Origin of the sequence: Thioclava sp., from assembly GCF_048263065.1 — a bacterium.
Taxonomy (GTDB): domain Bacteria; phylum Pseudomonadota; class Alphaproteobacteria; order Rhodobacterales; family Rhodobacteraceae; genus Thioclava.
Genome location: NZ_JBLXEM010000041.1, coordinates 1 through 17,341 on the forward strand (window position 1 = coordinate 1; position 17,341 = coordinate 17,341).

The following is a 17,341-nucleotide window of genomic DNA, read 5'->3' on the forward strand; positions in this document are numbered from 1 at the left end:
GCGATGAAACGCCGTGCCGCCCGCGCATTGCGGCGCGTTTGGACCAGAACATCAAGCACTTCGCCAGTGCTGTCGACCGCGCGCCATAGCCAATGCTTCTTCCCACGGATCATGATCACGACCTCGTCCAAGTGCCATTTGTCCGAGGGGTGCCGACGGGTGGCCCTCACCCGTTCTGCGATCTTCTTACCGAATTTCTCTACCCATGCCCGGATCGTCTCATGGCTGACCACGACACCTCGTTCGGCAAGCAGGTCCTCAACATCGCGTAGACTGAGAGCGAAGCGATGATAGGCCCAGACAGCGTAAGAAATGATCGAACGAGGGAAGCGATAACCCTTTAGGCGAGGTTGTGAAATTTGACTGATCATTCTCGCGCGCTACCGCTTGCCACAAGCCGCGTCAATAACTTGACGATGCCCTATCTGTTCATGGGCTCCGTCGGTGGCGGAAACGCGGCAGCGATCGCCTACACACTCATGGAAACCTGCAAGCTGAACAACGTCGATCCTGAGGCATGGCTTACATGGGTCCTCCAGCGCCTACCTGATTACAAGATCAATCGCATCGACGAACTCATGCCATGGAATTGGCAGGCCGAAATCGCCTGAAACCGCGCCTCAACCGGACGGATACACTTCATCTATGAATCGAGAATGGCTTTTGTTTGCGGCAATAGCTCGAGGCTTGCCGAGATATGAGCCCGCCATGTCGGCCCGCGCTCCAAGGCGTCCTCATATGCATCTTTCAGGTCTTCGGGTCGGTCCTGGTGCAAAATCCTGATCAGAAACTCTGCTTGAGCGCGATCCTTTTTCGACTTCAGTTCATCGGGACCTCGGCGGCGCCTATCGGCGACGATCAGTTTGTGAATCGCAAATCGTTCCGGGCGGGGGATCTGCATCAGAATACCGGAGCGATAAAGAAGTGGAGCGTGCAATGGCTCGGCAATCAGATAGTTCATAAAGTGAAGGCTTTGTGCACTTACACCAAGAGCGTGAAGATCACGAAGTCCTTCCTGCTCGCTGAAAGAGGGGGTGAGGAATTCAACAAGTGTCTGGCGATCAGTCTGCCGCCACCTCCAAACTCTTCCCTTGTTTAAAGACGGGATCGGATCGAACTTCATCTCGGAAAACACCTCGGCCAAAGGTGTATCCACTTTGTCATCAAGAACAAGAGACAGGCGCTCAAAGCTGGCGATGTCGATATCGTCGGTCATGGCTGCCTGATCAGATCCGATCCGGACACCGAGCTCGCCCTCATAGCACCTGAATGCCTGGGTTCCAATCAATGTGCCCCCGAGGCGAAATACGCCAGCCTTCACCATGGCAGAAATTATCTGACCAGTTCCGACATCGCTCATCAGATACCCTTCTGCGCGCAGCGTGCGCATCAAGCGGGCGCGCTCACGCCCCGCCTGTTTTTCCGCCTCGGCAATTCCTTTTTGTCGGGACAGGCGCCCCCTGAGGTCTTCACTGTCTTCACCGATATATCTGTCGATGACTTCATTCCCGATCCTGTAGTGATCATACCAATATGCCTTTTTACCGATCGACTTCAGCTTCGGTGATCCACGAAGGTTTGAGATTGAGCTGTCTTTTAGAGATCGCAGAAGATCTGTCCAGACAGCGGTCCCGGTCGCAGAGTGATACTTGATCATGGCTTACCCCACTGAAAAATCATTGTGGGGTATATATAGACCAAAACATTACCCTACAAAGTATTTTTTGTAGGGTAATGGTGGTTTTCCCTGCTAACATGATGGAAATCTGTGTCAGTATAGGCATATCCAACACCGGGACTTGAAAATTTATACCGCAGATGATATATAAAGAGGGTAAGACGATGGCGCATTACAAGGTCGCACCGGTGCCGGGCTATGAGCGGGATGTTCTCGCCGAGATCCGCACCCTTCCTCTCGATTGCGCTGACTGGACCTGTCACGGTTTCGTGCCGCCCCTGGTGCTCGTTTAGGCCACCTTCCGTTCGAATGCCACGGGGCTTTTCCAACCCAGTGCTGAGTGCCTTCGACGCGGATTGTAGAAGCCGTTGATGTATTCAAAGATGGCCACCTCAGCCTGCCGTCGTGTTTCCCACGACTGTCGCCAGATCAGTTCTGCCTTGATGGTTTTGAAGAAGGTCTCAACAGCTGCATTATCGTAGCAATTACCCTTGCCAGACATCGATACCTTGAACCCATTCTGGTGCAGAATCTTTTGGTAGTCGTGAGAACAATATTGCGATCCGCGATCCGTGTGATGAATGCAGCCTTCGGGTGGTTGCCTGAACGCGATGGCCATTTTCAGCGCCCGGATCGCCAGGTCGCGCTTCATCCGATTACTCACAGCCCAGCCGATGACGCGCCGGGAATGTAGGTCCAGTATGACAGCCAGATACAACCAGCCTTCGCGGGTCCACACATAGCTGATGTCCCCAGCCCATTTCTGGTTTGGTGAGACTGCTGTGAAGTCACGATCCAACAGGTTTGGCGCAATATTGAACTTGTGGTCGCTATCTGTCGTCACCTTGTGTTTGCGGGTTCTAACAACGGTTATGCCGTTCTGGCGCATTAATCTGCCGACACGACGATGGCCGACATCCAGACCAATCTCTTTCAGCTCCTCGGTCATTCGGGGGCGACCATAGCTGCCTAAACTGAGACGCGACTGTTCTTTGATGTGGGCAAGCGTGACCAGATCAGACCGTTGTCTGCGACTGGCGGGGCGACTACGGAAGGCACGCAGGCCGCGTGCGCTGACGCCGACAACATCGCACAACCGATTGGCCGGGAAATGGGCCCTATGTTCTTCGACAAACCTAAATCTCATTGCTTTAGGCCCGCGAAGAACTGGGTGGCTTTTTTTAAGATCTCCCTCTCCTCCTTGAGGAGCCGGTTCTCCCGTCGAAGTCGATCATTCTCTTGAGCGAGGCTCAAATCCTCTTTGGAAACCACGTCTGTATCTCGGTGCGCGGTGATCCATTTGTTCAGCGTCGACATGCCAACACCCAGATCGTCAGCCACCTGCTTGCGCGTTAGCCCACTGGTCAATGCGATACGCACCGCATCTCGGCGGAATTCGTCCGTTCGTTTCAGTCCCATAGTTCATCTCCTTTGGTGCAGTAAATGCTATCAAAGGAGCGGCATCAAACCGCGACAGGTCCAATCATGACCAAGAACAGCCTATCAGAGACCGCCGCGTTGCGCGCGCTATTGTCGGAGACGCCCGACATCCAGTTGCTTGCCGAGATGCTCGGGTTCGTCGCCGACCGGCTCATAGCTCTGGATGTCGACCAGCTCTGCGGTGCCGGGGCGCACGAGCGCAGCGACGATCGTGTGAACCACCGCAACGGTTAAGCCCCCGGCGATAGTTTTTTGAATCGCGTTCCACTATCCTGAGCGCTCGGGCCATGAATTCATACCGCTTCAGGCGTTGAGGATGACTTTCATCGCCTTCTCGCGAGCAGCATTGCTGAACACATCGTAGGCGTCAAGAATGTCATCTAGCTTGAAGCGGTGCGTAACGAGTTTGGCCGGATCAACCTTGCCCGTCCCCAAGGTCTTTAGCAGCATCGGCGTGGTGTTGGTGCTTACCAGCCCCATGGAGATATTAATGTTCTTGATCCACAACTCTTCGATATGGAGCTCCACCGGCACGCCGTGCACGCCGACATTCGCGATCGAGCCACCCGCAGAGACGATTTTCTGGCAGGTATCAAAAGTCGCGGGGACGCCGACCGCCTCGATAGCCACATCAACGCCAAGACCACCGGTCATCTCCATAATCTTTGCCACGACGTCTTCAACGCCGACTTGAATCGTGTCCGTCGCTCCGAATTGCTTGGCCAGTTCAAGCCGCGCCGGATCCGTATCGACCATCACGATGCGACCGGGGGAATAGAATTGCGCCGTCAGAAGCACTGACATGCCGACCGGCCCTGCGCCGATGATAGCGATGGTATCCCCCGGCTTAACGTTGCCATATTGGACCCCGATCTCCAGCCCCGTCGGCATTATGTCTGACAGCATCACCAATGCCTCTTCGTCAACACCTTGAGGAAGCGGATAGAGCGAGTTATCGCCATGGGGAATGCGCACATATTCGGCCTGGGTGCCGTCAATCAGATGCCCGAGGATCCAGCCGCCATCCGAGCAATGCGCATAGAGCTGACGTTTGCAATTGGGACATTTGCCGCATGACGTAACGCAAGAGATCAGGACCGGATCGCCGGGTTTGAAATTGACCACGGCATCACCGACTTCCTCGACCACGCCGACGCCCTCATGTCCTAGCGTGCGACCCTGCGTCACGGCGGGCACATCGCCCTTGAGAATATGCAGATCGGTGCCGCAAATCGTCGTTTTGGTGACTCGCACGATCACATCGGTGGATTTTTGGATGCCCGGTTTGTCCTTTTCGACCCAGTCTTTCTGACCCGGACCATTATAAACAAGCGCCTTCATTTGGTGCCTCCCGCTTTGTGTTCACGAGCCGAGAATCGGCCCCATAGGCGAGGCTAACATCGCCGCCTGAGCGCTGCCCGTCCGATTTTCGGACAGGCTGCAAGACAAGTGTCAGGCATGAAAGGACGCCGCGCTTTTAGGGATGCGCGGCGTCCGTGGTAAGAATGGGGGAAACAGATTGCGGTCAGGCCGCGCGCTCGGGGATATCCAGCCCCAACCATTCGGTATAGAAAGCATCTATATCGGGCTCGAAATCATGTATCACCGGATACCAAGGCGTCGGTGCCTCAACATCCAATAGATCACCGGATTTCGGGCAGTAATACTCCCGGATCACCTGCCAATCGGATGAGGGCGCCATCAGTCGGGGATACAGTTCTTCCAGATCTTCTGGCGTCTCGCGCACGCGCATCACAGCGTGAAGCTTCCAGTTCTCGCGCCAGTCACAAAACTCGTGCCCGGCTTGAGATTTCACGACCCATTTCTTGTCAGAAGGCCGCTGAACGATGTAGAGCTTCGGCCCGAGTGGCAAGATGATCTTGTCGTCCCACGGCACCTGCTCTTGCAGGATTTCGATGTATTTGACGAAGCGATCCGCATCCTTAGGTGTGGACAGCATTGTCTGGAGCGTATCGCGGTCGATCGTGCCCTCGACCAAGTCTTTGATCTTCTCTTTCGTGTAAGCCATTGCTTTTCTCCTGATTTTTTAGGGGTGCCGCAAGGGGGAGCATGTACGGCACCCCGAGGGATCATTCGTCGACGAATTTGACGGTCTTCACATCCGGCAATTCGGAAATGTCCATCGCGTATTCGCGCCCGTAAGACGGGATGGGCAGATCTTCTTCCTTCAGCTGCCATTCGTCGGGCAGATCCCAGAATTCGCGAAAGCCTTCTTCCCATTTTGGGCCGAGCTTGAAGCTTGCCGCGAACATCTGCTGCACATGCGTCCCTGCATCTTTTGCAAGGATGCGCTCGCGCTCCGTGGCCATCCATGCACGGGTCGGTTGTGCCTTGGCGAGGCGATCCTTGCGAATCTTGGCGCGCAGGGCGGTTGTGCCCGCCTCATCGGCGGCGAACAGGCCACCGCCCGATTTCTTCAGCGCGACGCCATAGACCGTTTCGGCAAACCGCTCGAGAAGATACCCGCCGTTCACGTCCTCGGCGACGGATTTTGGATCGCGATCAAGCGGGTCGCCAAAGCCCGGGCCGCCTTTCATGGTGTTCAGGTAAAGATCGTAGTCCTTGAACATCGCCTCGGTGGTGATCGCCTGCTTGTCGCGCTTGATCCTTGCCTCCTTGATCATGTCGTCCCAAGTCGGGCTTTGCGGGTCAACATCGCCGCCGTGAGGGATCTCGCCGCCGTTGGCGATAATCTCTTTCAGGCCAGTGTCGTGGGCCTCAAAGCGATACCCCGAAGCTGCCGGATAGCCACCCATCAGCCCCCAGTCAGAGCTCATGTGACCGTTGCCCATGAAGAACATGCTCCAGTCTTTGGCATTCCAGACCAGACGCAGGGACTCGTATCCACAGCCGCCGCGATATTTACCCGCACCGCCCGATGACGCCTTGATCTGGCGACCCAGATAGACCAACGGTTCCGCCAGTTCCCAGATCTCCATATCGCCCATGTCGCCTTCGGGGTTCCAGATCGCTGCGGCGTGGCTGATGCCGTCAGCATAGGCAGACGCCCCCACCCCGTTGGCCGCACATTCAAACGAGTTCACCGCATGGATTTCGTCATACTGGTTAAACCCGCCGCCTTGCAGCCAGTTTGAGGTGTTGGCGTTGCCTGCATTGACCTCTTCGAGGTAACCGCGCCCGAAGTAAGACCGGCTAAGACCGCGCCACAATGCCGTCCAGGAACTCACAAGGAAGTGCCAGCTATAACTGAAGGCCACCCTTCGATCATCCGGGTTCATCCAAGTGCCTTTGGGAAGCCTAAATTCTGTTCCATAGGCTGCGCCGTCGTTAATCATCTCGGTCGGGATCAGCGATTGAGTCATCATCACCCAGATACCTGAGGTGAAAGACACCGCATGGGCGTTGTAGGTATGCCAACCCCATCGGCTCGATCCCTCAAAATCGAGCCGCCACGTCCCGTTCGGCCTGATGGTCATCTCGGAGGGCGTGTGCATGATCGTATTGACCTTCGCAAATTCCGAGGGAACATGCACATCTTCATGCGCATAAGGCACATCGACAAAGCCGACCTGACGATACGTGCCAGGGATCGTCATGGCCTTGATCCGGTTTTGCAGGCCGAGCCGCCCGTGTTCCACCGATTCATAGGCGAACTGCCAGTAGGCATCGATCCCCTCTTCGGCGATCACATCCTCAACCAGCTTGCGCACCATATGACAGCCCGCCACACGGGTGCGTTCATCAAGCATCCAATAGCGCGTCGTGCGGACCGCGCGTTGCGATTCATGCAGCCAATCGCGTTTCAACTCGTCATTCTCACCGATTTTGCGGCAAGTGATCGAATAGCCGTCGCCAAAACGCTGCACCTGACCTGTCGACATTGAACCCGGGCCAACCGAACCTGTGTCGATGACATGAGTGACACCACCGACCCAGCCGATCAACTGACCCTCATGGAAGATGGGCACGATCGTATGAATGTCGCAGGGGTGCACATTCCCGATTAACGAGTCGTTGTTGCAGAAAATATCCTTGTCGTTGACGCCCGGGTTACTCTCCCAGTCGTTTTCGATCATGTATTTGATCGCCGCTCCCATCGTGCCGACATGGATGATGATCCCCGTAGAGGTCAGGATCGCGTCACCCGCCGCATTGTAGAGCGTGAAGCACAATTCGCCCTCCTGCTCGACGATGGGCGAGGCGGCGATTTTCTTCGCGGTTTCGCGCGCATCCACGACGCCTGCCCGTAAACGCGAAAACAGCTTGTTGTAAAGGATCGGGTTTTTGTCGTGCAGCGAGCGTTCCTTCAGCCCCGCATAATGACCCGTGCGCTTGGTGTCGGCCATGATCTCGTCACGGTGCTGCTTGAGCGTCTGCCCGCCGTGCACGATCCCCTGGATTTCGGATTGCATATTCATAGGTTTTCTCCTCCCTTGGCCGTTACACTTCTTTCAAGTGGAACAGCCGGTGACCGTCGAGCCAGGTTTCGAACCCGCCCGGTACGACGAATGTGGTGGCATCAGATTCAATGACGGCGGGGCCAGTAATCCGGTTGCCGGGTTTCAAGCCTTCCATCTGGTAGAGCGTCGCATCGACCCAGTTACCCTTCCGATAGAACTTGCGGGTGCCTAGACGCGCCTCGTCCGGAGGGGTAGGGCTGCCTTCTTCTTCTTTGGGGATGTTGGGTTTAGGGATCGGCACTGTGCCGCGCATGATCGCGCCGGTGATTGAATAGCCCAACTCAGGCGAGCGCGCCGAAGCTGCATAAACGCGGCCATAGGTATCATTGAAGGCGTCGACCAGCTTGTCCCAGTCTTGCGCAGTTTTGGCCGACTCGATCGGGCTTTCGATTTCAAGATCGTTAAGCTGGCCGCGATACTGCATCCGATAGCCGGGTTGCAGTTTCACCTGATCACGTGAATAGCCGTTCAGTTCAAACTCTTCGAGCACCCGCTCAGCCAATTCTGTCCAGGCATCTTCTAGAGTTCTAGCCTCGATCTCCTTTGCGTCATCCGACGCCTCTTGGCCGATGTTAACGTCAAGCGATTTGTCATAGCGGTATTCGAAATCTGCTGCTGCACAGCCAAAGGCAGAAAATCCCGCGGCCCATGCTGGCACGATCACATCCTCAAAGCCCAGACCTTCGGTATATCCATATGTATGCACCGGTCCCGCCCCGCCGTAAGAGAAGCAAGTGAACGAGGATGGCGAATACCCTTTGCCCGAAATCATGGCACGCAGGTAGTCGCGCAGATCACTGTCAAGCAGTTCGATCACGCCCGCGGCAGCTTCTTCGACCGTGAGGCCGAGCGGGTCCGCGACCTGTGTCTTCATCGCGTCATAGGCGCGCTGTCTGTCTAACTTGACCTGACCGCCAAGGAAGTTGTCGGGGTTTAGATACCCCAAGATCACGTGACAGTCGGAAATCGTCACCGTGTCGATGCCGCTGTCGGCCCAGCAAACGCCCACGCGGTAACCCGCCGAATCCGGCCCTAACTTGATTGCCTTGGTATAGGGATCAAGCCGAATGAACGAGCCCGCGCCGGCACCCACCGAGTCAAGCCCGACCAGTGGCAAGGACAACACAAGCCGCGCCATATCGGGATCGTTCTGGATCGTGAGTTCGCCCTGCGTGATCAGCGCTACGTCAAAGGATGTGCCGCCGATATCCGAACAGGCGATGTTCTTGTAGCCCAGCACCTCGCCAAGGTATTTGGCACCGATCACGCCCCCGATTGGCCCCGAGACGATGGTGCGCGCCAGTTCCTTGGCCTTCCACGAAATCGTGCCGCCGTGGGTTGCCATCACACGGAAATCGAACTTCGAACCGTTATCCTTGAAGGCGGCGGATATCTTTTTCAGTGTCTGGCGCGAGGGTTCGGCTGCGAAGGCCTCCAGCACGGTCGTATTGGTGCGGTGGGTTTCCTTGCGTACCGGATAGTAATCAGTCGAAGCAAACACCGGGATCTCTTTGCCCGCTTTTTCGATTTCTTCGATGACAATGTCGCGCACCCGGCGTTCATGCGCGGGGTTCTTGTAGCTATGCAACAACGAGACCACGATGCCTTCGACATCCTGTGCGATAAGATCTTGGGCTGCTTGGCGCGCTGTTTCTTCGCGCAGCGGAATGACCACGTCGCCAAACATATCGATCCGTTCCATCACGCCCCGCGTCAAATGTCGCGGCACGAGCGGATCGTCGTAATAGTGCGTATTGAGATGGATACGGTCCTCATAGGCCATACCCAGATAGGCTTGGCAGGCGCGGCCCATGCGGTGGAAATCTTCCATCCCCGCATTGACGATCAGCCCGGTCTTGAGCCCCTTGCGCTGAACCACACGGTTGAGCATCGCGGTTCCCGAGTAGACACCAGTTTGGATTGAACCGAGCGCGTCTTCCAGCGACAACCCCCAATGCTCCAACCCTTCGCGGCTCGATTCGATCAAGCCGCGCGCTTCGTTATCAGGCGTCGATTGCGCCTTGCCGACGACAAAATCTCCGTCGGCATCGACGAAGAATGTATCGGTCATCGTGCCGCCCGCGTCGATGCCAAGCACCTGCACGGATCGGCTGTTTTTCTTGTCCAATGGCATGAAAAACTCCTCCCTTCGGTCCAGTCGCCCCGGAATTGGCGCGACTGTGACTGAGAATGAGGGACTGATGCCGAAGGCGGGTGTCCGATTTTCATTCAGGGTGACGGACATGCTGCGGACGCGAGATTGGGGCGTTCGCTAGGTTGAAAACGGCATGCCGATACCGCCGCCCAGTGCACTTGCCGAACGTCGTGTAGTGACACCTGCTATGACGGCCGAAACTTATCGCCGTCGATGATCACACTTGTCGCGAGCGCGTTATGCCGAAGCTGTCCAACTTGAGATAAAGCGTCGAACGCGCAATACCAAGTCGGCGTGCTACCTTGGACAGATTCCCCTCTTCCGCTGAAATTGCGCTGAGAATCTGGGCGCGCTCCACGTCGCGCAACGTCTCGGCGCCGTTGCGGCGGTTACTATGGTGGAACTCGGGGGGCAATGTGCGATCGTCAATAAGACCCGTCGGAGACAATGCATCGAGAGCATTTACAAGATTGCGCATCTCGCGCAGATTTCCGGGCCAGGCGTAGCCCTCCAATATTGCCACGGCACCAGAGGTGAAGCGTAGTTCACGCCCGTTTTTAGTTGCACCATGGCTTTTTACCAACTGCCGTAGCAGGGGTGTAATTTCCTCTGGGCGCTCGCGCAGGGGCGGGATTTGCAACCGCACTCCCGCGATCTGGTAATACAGATCGCTGCGAAACGTCCCATTTTGCATCTCGTCATAGAGCGAGCGCATCGACAAAGAAACTATCCGTGTTCCTAGCATTACCGCCTGCTCAATGACGCTCAGCAAAAGCTTTTGCACCGAAGGCACTGCGGCGCCGGGACTGCTGAGGCACAAAACCCCACTCGCAGCCCATTCACGACCAGTTGCTAGGTCGCTGCGCAACCCCGCTTCGGTGAGTTGCGCGCAGTCGATCACTTCGAATGGACCATCGGATTGGGCGCTGTCGTGGTGTATAGCCTCTGCAAGATAGGTTTTACCGGTTCCGGTCTCACCCTCAATCAGGATTGGAATCATAGTGTCCGCAAGCTTCTGGGCCTGTGCGCAAAGACGTGCACTTACCTCTCCCACGCGACCGATCCGTGTCAGTTCGGCCGTGTCATCAACTGCACGCGCTCTTTGCCGCCGAAGCGAGATCATTACACCGATCGCCTCGCCCTGATTTTCGATCACCTCCAAATCGGCACCGTGCAAACGCTCGCACAGAGCCTTGGCGATTTGGTCTGGCTGCTGGTCAATGATATCGGGAACTTGATTGCGCAGCCAACTCAGCGGCGCCGCTTCGCCATTGTGGCGCGCGAAATCTTCCGTTGAAAAGATATCCACACCGCTGCGATCCATGATCAGCATCGGATCGTTGCCAGGGCGCAACTGGCGTAAATGCAATTGTTCCATCATGATCTCGCGCTCGCGAGAGATCATATTCGCCAATTCGGACTCGATCTGTAGAGAGAGGGCCGCCGACAGGGCAACCGTATTTGTCTGCGTCATAGCGTCGGGCCAAGAGATGTTGACAACCCCTAAAAGCCGACCTGTACCCGGTTCGGTGATCGGCGTCGCGGCGCAGTTCCAGCGTTGGATTGCTTCGCAAAAATGCTCGGCTTGGCGGATCATGACGGGAACGCCCAACTGAAGCGCCGTGCCTATCGCATTGGTTCCAATCGTATCTTCCGCCCACTGGCCGCCGACAGCGAGATGGTTCTCGCGCGCCCGCTGCAAAGTGCGCGTATCGCCAACTGCATCAAGCACCGCGCCACTGTCGTCACAGAGCAGGAAAATGTCACCACTCTTGTTCAGAAGCCGTCCTGCCTGATGCAGCGCGATTTGCGCGCCACAGCGCAAACGGCGCGACATCGCTTGCCGCGCTGCCAACTCTTCTTCATTAAGCCTCGGGGCGCATTTCATCTGTGCAATCGAACGTCGGGACGACCGCTTCCAGCTTTCAAAGACGTCGCGGCGGATATTCCGGGGAACACGGCCGACAGCCATGAAATCTTCCCAATCCGCCTTGTGAACCATGTGCTCCACCTTCTCCTCCCCGAAAAGACAGGTCATCAGTGCATGTCCGCAAGGGAACGCGTATCTCACTCAACTTAATCATCTGGTCATGAAAACGCGAATCATCCCTTTCTGGCTGCTAAACTGTTCATAGCAAAGAGTGCGTCCTTGATGTGTCCGAAATTTGGACATCGGCGAAACTCCCCCAATGGTTGTGGGCTTGCCGATTCACCCACACCAACAACCCTTCGGGTGGCAAGGAATGAGCCACAAAAACCGGCTCATCCCCTTGTTTATTATCCGGCCGGTCACTCTTTATCGGCGGGGAAATTGCGTCGGGCGTAGAGCCAGGCAATCAGGTAAAATCCCAGATATATCAGCGGCACGAAGAAAATGAACTGTTCCAGATTCATGCTTTATCTTCCTTCTCACGATTGGACTGCTCTTTTTTCTCCGCGAACTGGGTTTCAAACATCACGCCCCCCGCCACAGACAGCAAGATGATCATCATCGTCCCCAGCAACCAAGCGAAATACCATGGGCCTTGATCACTGGCGACAACGGCAAGCAGCAGGCAGAACGAGCCGATTGCCGAGAATGCAACAAACTTGACGAAACCTATCATGTGTAAACCTTTCGTTTGCGCGGCCCTGTTAGTAGGCCTCGTCCTCATCAGAGGGATCTTCGAAGTCGGTGACGCTGCGTTTGCCACCCATCAAGGCATAGGCCCAACTCGTATAGGCGATGATCGCGGGCACGAAAATCAGTGCCATCGCAAGCATCCAGCCCAGAGACATCGCGCTGCCACTGGCGTTCCACACGGTCAGGCTTTGCGCCGGGTTTGACGTCGAAGGCATGAGGAACGGGAACATCGAGACGCCAACGGTGCCAATCGTGCCAACCCAAGCCAGTGCGTTCAGCCACCAGCCAAGGATCGCGCGATCCGCCCTAAGCGAAAATGCTGCCGCCAACATCGCAATGACGCCAATCGCTGGAACCGCCCAAAGAAGGGGCACAGCCGCGTAATTATCAAGCCACGCACCGGCTTGCATCGCGACGGCCGGGCCATGCAGCGGGGTCGCCGGGCCACCAGCATCGACGACACCGGTAATCGTGAAGCCCTGAATGAATGACACCCAGACACGGCTCTGTTGCACAAATCGCGTGAGGGATTCATCTCGCGAATCCAGCGTGGTAGCTGAGATGCATGAGCAGACACATACCCCCGACTTACAAGACCACGAACTGGCCTGCCTATAACGAAGCGCTCAAGCGCCGTGGGTCGCTGACGATCTGGTTTGACCCAGAGATGATCTGGGATGCTACACCGAGTGGCAAACGTGGCCGACAGCAATCCTACAGCGATACCGCCATCCAAGCCTGCCTGACGATGAAGGTGCTGTTCGGCATGGCGCTGCGGCAGACGACCAGGTTCGTCGAGAGCCTGTTGCATCTGATCGGTTTGAATTGGGTGGTGCCCGACTTCAGCACGCTATCGCGCCGCCAGAAGACGCTGGCCGTGAACATCCCATATCGTGGCTCCAACGGCCCACTGCACCTGCTGATCGATAGCACCGGCATCAAGGTCGAGGGCGAAGGCGAAGGCGAGTGGAACGCACGGAAGCATGGTGGCCCGAAACGGCGCGTCTGGCGCAAGATCCACCTCGGGATCGATGAGCAAACGCTTGAGGTTCGCGCGGTCGAGATCACCGGGAGCCACATCGGTGATGCGCCGGTTCTGCCCGATCTGCTCAACCAGATCCCGGCGGACGAGACGATCGGTAGCGTTACCGCAGACGGTGCCTATGATACCCGTAAATGCCACGACGCCATCGCTGGCCGTGGGGCGCATGCCGTCATCCCACCCCGCAAAAACGCACAACCGTGGAAGACCGTCACTGCGGGTGCCGTGGCCAGAAACGAGGCCCTGCGAGCTTCGAAATACCTCGGTCGCGCGATCTGGCGAAACTGGAGCGGATACCACCGCCGAAGCCGCGTCGAGACCAAGATGCATTGCGTTAAACTGCTGGGGCAGCGCCTCATGGCGCGTGACTTCGACCGACAAGTCGCGGAAGTCCAGGTCCGCATCGCCGTCATGAACGGCTACACTGCGCTCGGCATACCCACTACTGAAGCCGTGGGATAAGTCCGTCTGGGAAAAGGGGAACTCTGACCATCAACCGATTTGTGCAACAGAGTCTCCAAGTCCCCGTAATGGAATTATTTTGTAAATCCGTCATCAAATTGCCCTCCAGATGAACGCGGTTACACAGATCGACGAGAAATCAGCCAGTATTTCACGTGCGCTATCCATGTGTTAGCAAACGCGCAATAAAGGCTGGATCAATGCCAAGATCAACTAGTGCGCTTTTGAAGTTCTTCTCTGCCAGCGAATCTTTCCCTTGCCGAACGACGAGATCAACTATACTCTTTTGTCGAAGAGAAAGGGGTGCCGAACCATCGCCTTCACTGCGCTGCATGGCTTTGTAAGCATCACTCCAGGCGCGCTTAAAGTCATCGATTGCTTTGTCATGAGAATTCGTCTGGCTATAGGCTACGGCGCGCTGTGCATATAGTATTGAACGTTTGTATGGTTCTGATAAAATCGACCATCTACTAATAGATGTTGAAATGCTGCAGTATCGGATGCGCTTGTCAGGCTCGAGATATTCTTTTCGGCATGACGAAGCAGTTAGCCCCTGCACAATACTCATCAAAAAGACCATAGTAAATACGAGAAAGAATGCGGCTCTAAGCGATTGGCGAGTCGGGTATTTCATCATATTAGCACGTCAGCCAGAAAAGTTGATAACACCTTACCCTTGGGCCGGGGTTGCCGGCACGCATAGAGTGCATTCCAAATTCGGGCTGCTGTCATCTTTGGCCCGGATCCATCCACTAGTGCACGCATAAGTTGAACCTCTAATCTTTCGGTCTGTCAACCCACGAAGGATGGGATGTTGCAATTCGTAATCTTCATCTCTCTTGAGCCTTCTGCGCCCGTCGCTTCGTTTCGCCAAACTCAGAATTCAGATCTGTAGCCTCGGCGAAAAATGAGCTGGCACCGACGACCTTCCCATCAGAGCTCCCACCCAGGCATTGCCAAGTTGTTCATCCGAGCTAACCGGGCTATTTTCGCGCTATGAGAATTCCGACCAGTATGCCACGCCTGAAGGGCTTCCGCTATCCGCGTGAAATCATTGCCTACGCTATTTGGGCATACCACCGTTTCGCATTAAGTACTGCCGACGTTGAGGACTTGCTTGCAGAGCGGGGCGTGATCGTAAGCCGCGAAACGGTCCGCCTCTGGGTCAATCGATTTGGTCGACATTTCGCCGATTGCATCCGGCGTGATCGCCCTTGTCCCAACGACAAATGGCACCTGGACGAGGTGGTGATCGCGATCTGCGGCAAGAAGCATTGGCTGTGGCGGGCAATTGACGCGAATGGCGATGTTCTTGATATCCTAGTGCAAACGCGCCGTAACGCCAAGGCTGCAAGGCGTTTCTTTGGAAGATTGGTCGCCAAGTTCGGCAAGCCACGCGTGGTCATTACCGACAAGTTGCGCAGCTACATCAAGCCGATCAAGACACTGGCGCCGGGCGCTGATCACCGGGCCCACAAGGGCCTGAACAATGCGATCGAAGTCTCGCATCGGCCGACCCGGAAACGCGAGAAGATATTCGGCAGGTTCAAATCCCACCGCCAGGCCCAGAGGTTCTTGTCAGCCCACGACCAGATCAACCTGATCTTCCGACCCCGCCGCCATCAACTTGACGCAACTTCATACCGCCACGCACGCTCGGATGCCTTTAGTCTCTGGGCCGACTACACCGCAGATATGACCGCGTGACAGGCACCCGGCCGCTCCTGTGCGGACGGTCATAACAACTTGGCAATATCGATGCAGGCCATAGTGGCCTACTTCGACTGGATGCGGAACGAACATGTCGCGGGTGATGAAGTGCTCGGACGCGGCATTGGCGAGGTAGACACATCGCTGATCCCCGATCCCGTGCGCGGCAAGGAAATCTATGCCCAGCAATGCTCGGTCTGTCACGGCGATAACGGTGAAGGCATCAAGGACGCGGCTGGACAAGTGATCTATCCCGCCCTCTGGGGGGATCGGTCGTTCAACATAGGTGCGGGCATGGCGCGAACCTACAAAGCCGCGACGTTCGTAAAGCAGAACATGCCTATCGCGCTGCACGACAACTTCCCGCTGGGACAAGGCGGGCTGACCGATCAGGACGCCGTTGACGTATCGGAATATTTCACGCACATGCCGCGCCCCGATTTCCCCGATAAGGTGAATGACTGGCCGAACGGGAACAAACCCAAAGACGCTCGCTACTAGATAGGTTGCCCGAACGCTTCATTCGCGTTCGGGATATTCATAAGACAAGCGTTTTTGGAACATGGTCGGATGGTGGACTAGCTTGGTCTTAAGCCCTTGTGACGTTGATCAAACCCAGCCTGCATTTTCTTAGGCTCCACAACATAAGCGAAAATTACCGCCACAACCCCACCAGTCAAAAATGCTATTATCAACATCAAGATGGGTAGACCGACGCCAACGGCACGCGTGCCAATCAGGGCGTCGGGACCCGACGATACCGTAGCTAGCCCCCCACCAACAATCACCAGCATTCCAAGCATTGTCCAAAAGCTGGTGGCATTCATGGTCACATTGGACCGTCCACCAGTAATGAATTTCACAATCACACGGAGATAAATGAAGAGCAGACATACCGAGGCAATGATCAAAATTAGCGCAGTGATAGCACCGAATTCGAACCATGCCAGCACTTCTAAGAACACGGCCTCATCGACTGCCATCTGCCGCCAACTGTCAGGATACCATCGGAAAACGCCAAGAAAAGATATCGAAAATAGGCGCATTAGGTAGTTGATGCCACAAATGATGATGATCCCATACATGACGCGACGCGTAGACGACGAAACAGTTGGGACTGTGGGGCGGGTGGACATCAGAAGGCTCCAGATAACTGAGTGTCTTTTAGGGGTTCTGTTGCAATTTTTTGTTCGGCTTGAGGCGAGCTTATCTTCGGGCAGAATTATGCTGCGAGCGCGGCAAATTGCTGGAAATCGGAAAGGCCGTTTAGGTCGAACTGACCTTTTCGGATCATATGTGCGGTCTCGATGCCGGCAATGGTTGCCATGGCCGAGCGGATGGCTTTGAAGCCGAGCATGGGCCCAGTGATGCGCTTAATGAACCTGTGATCTTGTTCGAGAATATTGTTGAGGTATTTCTTTTGCCTGATGGTAATCAGCTGGCCATTGCCCGTAAACTTGAGGATCACGTTGACCGCCTGAAGCCCTGAAAAATTGGCACCGCTTTTGTCGATATTGACCAGCACAGGTTGGCCATTTGTAGCGATAGCCTGCTTGAAGAAGCGCCGCGCAGCAGCGGTATCACGACGCTCTGACAGCATGAAATCAAGGGTTTTCCCGTCAAGATCAACCGCGCGATACAGGTAAGTCCACGTTCCACGAACTTTGATATAAGTTCTTTAATTGAGCGGCTGCACTCGGCGAGTTTACTCCAGTATCGACCACCTGCAAGGTTCTTTACGAAGTCATCCATTTTGGCGCTTCATCCACTGCCCGACAGGCGATGTTTA

16 protein-coding genes and 3 pseudogenes are annotated in these 17,341 nt (G+C 55.8%); 6 read left to right on the top strand and 13 right to left on the bottom strand.

What is annotated here, in order from left to right; translation table 11 throughout:
* A partial coding sequence (locus ACN0SD_RS19120; RefSeq protein WP_417809796.1) for an IS6 family transposase occupies positions 1–371 on the bottom strand: 371 nt, incomplete at its 3' end.
* Between the two features lie 51 nt (positions 372–422).
* On the opposite strand from ACN0SD_RS19120, the pseudogene ACN0SD_RS19125 reads away from it, so the two are divergent.
* Positions 423–611 (top strand): annotated as a pseudogene (locus tag ACN0SD_RS19125) (transposase domain-containing protein); the annotation flags it as partial.
* 32 nt (positions 612–643) lie between these two features.
* Here ACN0SD_RS19125 and ACN0SD_RS19130 read toward each other — a convergent pair.
* Positions 644–1,657, bottom strand: a complete 1,014-nt coding sequence (locus ACN0SD_RS19130; RefSeq protein WP_417809797.1) for a GSU2403 family nucleotidyltransferase fold protein — start codon at positions 1,655–1,657, stop codon at positions 644–646.
* A gap of 185 nt (positions 1,658–1,842) precedes the next feature.
* Between ACN0SD_RS19130 and ACN0SD_RS19135 the strand changes: the two genes are divergently transcribed.
* Positions 1,843–1,971, top strand: coding sequence for a hypothetical protein (locus ACN0SD_RS19135; RefSeq protein WP_417809798.1), 129 nt, complete (start codon positions 1,843–1,845; stop codon positions 1,969–1,971).
* Here the strand turns inward: ACN0SD_RS19135 and ACN0SD_RS19140 are convergent.
* A protein-coding gene (locus tag ACN0SD_RS19140) for an IS3 family transposase (protein WP_417809799.1) occupies positions 1,968–3,097 on the bottom strand; the annotation gives its coding sequence in 2 pieces (ribosomal slippage) (positions 1,968–2,866 and positions 2,866–3,097; 1,131 coding nt in all). The genes ACN0SD_RS19135 and ACN0SD_RS19140 overlap by 4 nt on opposite strands.
* Positions 3,098–3,163: 66 nt before the next feature.
* Here ACN0SD_RS19140 and ACN0SD_RS19145 point away from each other — a divergent pair.
* Positions 3,164–3,349: pseudogene (locus tag ACN0SD_RS19145) on the top strand (IS256 family transposase); the annotation flags it as partial.
* A 72-nt stretch (positions 3,350–3,421) separates the two neighbouring features.
* On the opposite strand, the gene ACN0SD_RS19150 reads toward ACN0SD_RS19145, so the two are convergent.
* The 7 genes from ACN0SD_RS19150 to cydB form a co-directional block, all read right to left on the bottom strand.
* Positions 3,422–4,459 (bottom strand): zinc-dependent alcohol dehydrogenase family protein, encoded by a 1,038-nt coding sequence (locus tag ACN0SD_RS19150; protein WP_417809800.1) that lies wholly within the window; start codon positions 4,457–4,459, stop codon positions 3,422–3,424.
* Between the two features lie 184 nt (positions 4,460–4,643).
* Complete coding sequence (locus tag ACN0SD_RS19155; RefSeq protein WP_417809801.1) at positions 4,644–5,147, bottom strand: acetone carboxylase subunit gamma; 504 nt, start codon at positions 5,145–5,147, stop codon at positions 4,644–4,646.
* A gap of 61 nt (positions 5,148–5,208) precedes the next feature.
* Positions 5,209–7,518: a hydantoinase B/oxoprolinase family protein gene (locus ACN0SD_RS19160; RefSeq protein ID WP_417809802.1), complete on the bottom strand. Its 2,310-nt coding sequence runs from the start codon at positions 7,516–7,518 to the stop codon at positions 5,209–5,211.
* A gap of 22 nt (positions 7,519–7,540) precedes the next feature.
* Positions 7,541–9,694 carry a hydantoinase/oxoprolinase family protein gene (locus ACN0SD_RS19165; protein WP_417809803.1) on the bottom strand — a complete coding sequence of 718 codons (2,154 nt, stop codon included), beginning with the start codon at positions 9,692–9,694 and terminating at the stop codon, positions 7,541–7,543.
* Positions 9,695–9,932: 238 nt separating this feature from the next.
* A complete protein-coding gene (locus ACN0SD_RS19170) occupies positions 9,933–11,753 on the bottom strand; it encodes a sigma-54-dependent Fis family transcriptional regulator (RefSeq protein WP_417809804.1) in 1,821 nt (606 codons plus the stop codon).
* Between the two features lie 352 nt (positions 11,754–12,105).
* Positions 12,106–12,321 (bottom strand): hypothetical protein, encoded by a 216-nt coding sequence (locus ACN0SD_RS19175; RefSeq protein ID WP_417809805.1) that lies wholly within the window; start codon positions 12,319–12,321, stop codon positions 12,106–12,108.
* A gap of 28 nt (positions 12,322–12,349) precedes the next feature.
* Positions 12,350–12,832, bottom strand: a complete 483-nt coding sequence (gene cydB, locus ACN0SD_RS19180) for a cytochrome d ubiquinol oxidase subunit II (protein ID WP_417809806.1) — start codon at positions 12,830–12,832, stop codon at positions 12,350–12,352.
* A 71-nt stretch (positions 12,833–12,903) separates the two neighbouring features.
* Between cydB and ACN0SD_RS19185 the strand changes: the two genes are divergently transcribed.
* Positions 12,904–13,842 (top strand): IS5 family transposase, encoded by a 939-nt coding sequence (locus ACN0SD_RS19185; protein WP_417809807.1) that lies wholly within the window; start codon positions 12,904–12,906, stop codon positions 13,840–13,842.
* 160 nt (positions 13,843–14,002) lie between these two features.
* Here the strand turns inward: ACN0SD_RS19185 and ACN0SD_RS19190 are convergent, their stop codons facing one another.
* Positions 14,003–14,476 (bottom strand): hypothetical protein, encoded by a 474-nt coding sequence (locus tag ACN0SD_RS19190; RefSeq protein ID WP_417809808.1) that lies wholly within the window; start codon positions 14,474–14,476, stop codon positions 14,003–14,005.
* A gap of 362 nt (positions 14,477–14,838) precedes the next feature.
* Between ACN0SD_RS19190 and ACN0SD_RS19195 the strand changes: the two genes are divergently transcribed.
* Together ACN0SD_RS19195 and ACN0SD_RS19200 are read left to right on the top strand one after the other, a co-directional pair.
* Positions 14,839–15,549 (top strand): IS6 family transposase, encoded by a 711-nt coding sequence (locus tag ACN0SD_RS19195; RefSeq protein WP_417809809.1) that lies wholly within the window; start codon positions 14,839–14,841, stop codon positions 15,547–15,549.
* A 51-nt stretch (positions 15,550–15,600) separates the two neighbouring features.
* Positions 15,601–16,053, top strand: a complete 453-nt coding sequence (locus ACN0SD_RS19200; RefSeq protein ID WP_417809810.1) for a c-type cytochrome — start codon at positions 15,601–15,603, stop codon at positions 16,051–16,053.
* 77 nt (positions 16,054–16,130) lie between these two features.
* Here ACN0SD_RS19200 and ACN0SD_RS19205 read toward each other — a convergent pair whose 3' ends face one another.
* Both ACN0SD_RS19205 and ACN0SD_RS19210 read right to left on the bottom strand, forming a co-directional pair.
* Positions 16,131–16,688 (bottom strand): hypothetical protein, encoded by a 558-nt coding sequence (locus tag ACN0SD_RS19205; protein WP_417809811.1) that lies wholly within the window; start codon positions 16,686–16,688, stop codon positions 16,131–16,133.
* Positions 16,689–16,774: 86 nt separating this feature from the next.
* Positions 16,775–17,227: pseudogene (locus ACN0SD_RS19210) on the bottom strand (IS6 family transposase); the annotation flags it as partial.
* Positions 17,228–17,341: the final 114 nt, after the last annotated feature.

What these genes read in the sequence shown, in the direction of transcription:
- ACN0SD_RS19165 (WP_417809803.1), bottom strand. Translation starts at nt 9,694, where the DNA reads ATGCCATTGGACAAGAAAAACAGCCGATCCGTGCAGGTGCTTGGCATC.
- ACN0SD_RS19160 (WP_417809802.1), bottom strand. Translation starts at nt 7,518, where the DNA reads ATGAATATGCAATCCGAAATCCAGGGGATCGTGCACGGCGGGCAGACG.
- ACN0SD_RS19135 (WP_417809798.1), top strand. Translation starts at nt 1,843, where the DNA reads ATGGCGCATTACAAGGTCGCACCGGTGCCGGGCTATGAGCGGGATGTT.
- ACN0SD_RS19185 (WP_417809807.1), top strand. Translation starts at nt 12,904, where the DNA reads ATGAGCAGACACATACCCCCGACTTACAAGACCACGAACTGGCCTGCC.
- ACN0SD_RS19205 (WP_417809811.1), bottom strand. Translation starts at nt 16,688, where the DNA reads ATGTCCACCCGCCCCACAGTCCCAACTGTTTCGTCGTCTACGCGTCGC.
- ACN0SD_RS19130 (WP_417809797.1), bottom strand. Translation starts at nt 1,657, where the DNA reads ATGATCAAGTATCACTCTGCGACCGGGACCGCTGTCTGGACAGATCTT.
- ACN0SD_RS19170 (WP_417809804.1), bottom strand. Translation starts at nt 11,753, where the DNA reads ATGACCTGTCTTTTCGGGGAGGAGAAGGTGGAGCACATGGTTCACAAG.
- ACN0SD_RS19150 (WP_417809800.1), bottom strand. Translation starts at nt 4,459, where the DNA reads ATGAAGGCGCTTGTTTATAATGGTCCGGGTCAGAAAGACTGGGTCGAA.
- ACN0SD_RS19195 (WP_417809809.1), top strand. Translation starts at nt 14,839, where the DNA reads ATGAGAATTCCGACCAGTATGCCACGCCTGAAGGGCTTCCGCTATCCG.
- ACN0SD_RS19155 (WP_417809801.1), bottom strand. Translation starts at nt 5,147, where the DNA reads ATGGCTTACACGAAAGAGAAGATCAAAGACTTGGTCGAGGGCACGATC.
- ACN0SD_RS19190 (WP_417809808.1), bottom strand. Translation starts at nt 14,476, where the DNA reads ATGAAATACCCGACTCGCCAATCGCTTAGAGCCGCATTCTTTCTCGTA.
- ACN0SD_RS19175 (WP_417809805.1), bottom strand. Translation starts at nt 12,321, where the DNA reads ATGATAGGTTTCGTCAAGTTTGTTGCATTCTCGGCAATCGGCTCGTTC.
- ACN0SD_RS19200 (WP_417809810.1), top strand. Translation starts at nt 15,601, where the DNA reads ATGCAGGCCATAGTGGCCTACTTCGACTGGATGCGGAACGAACATGTC.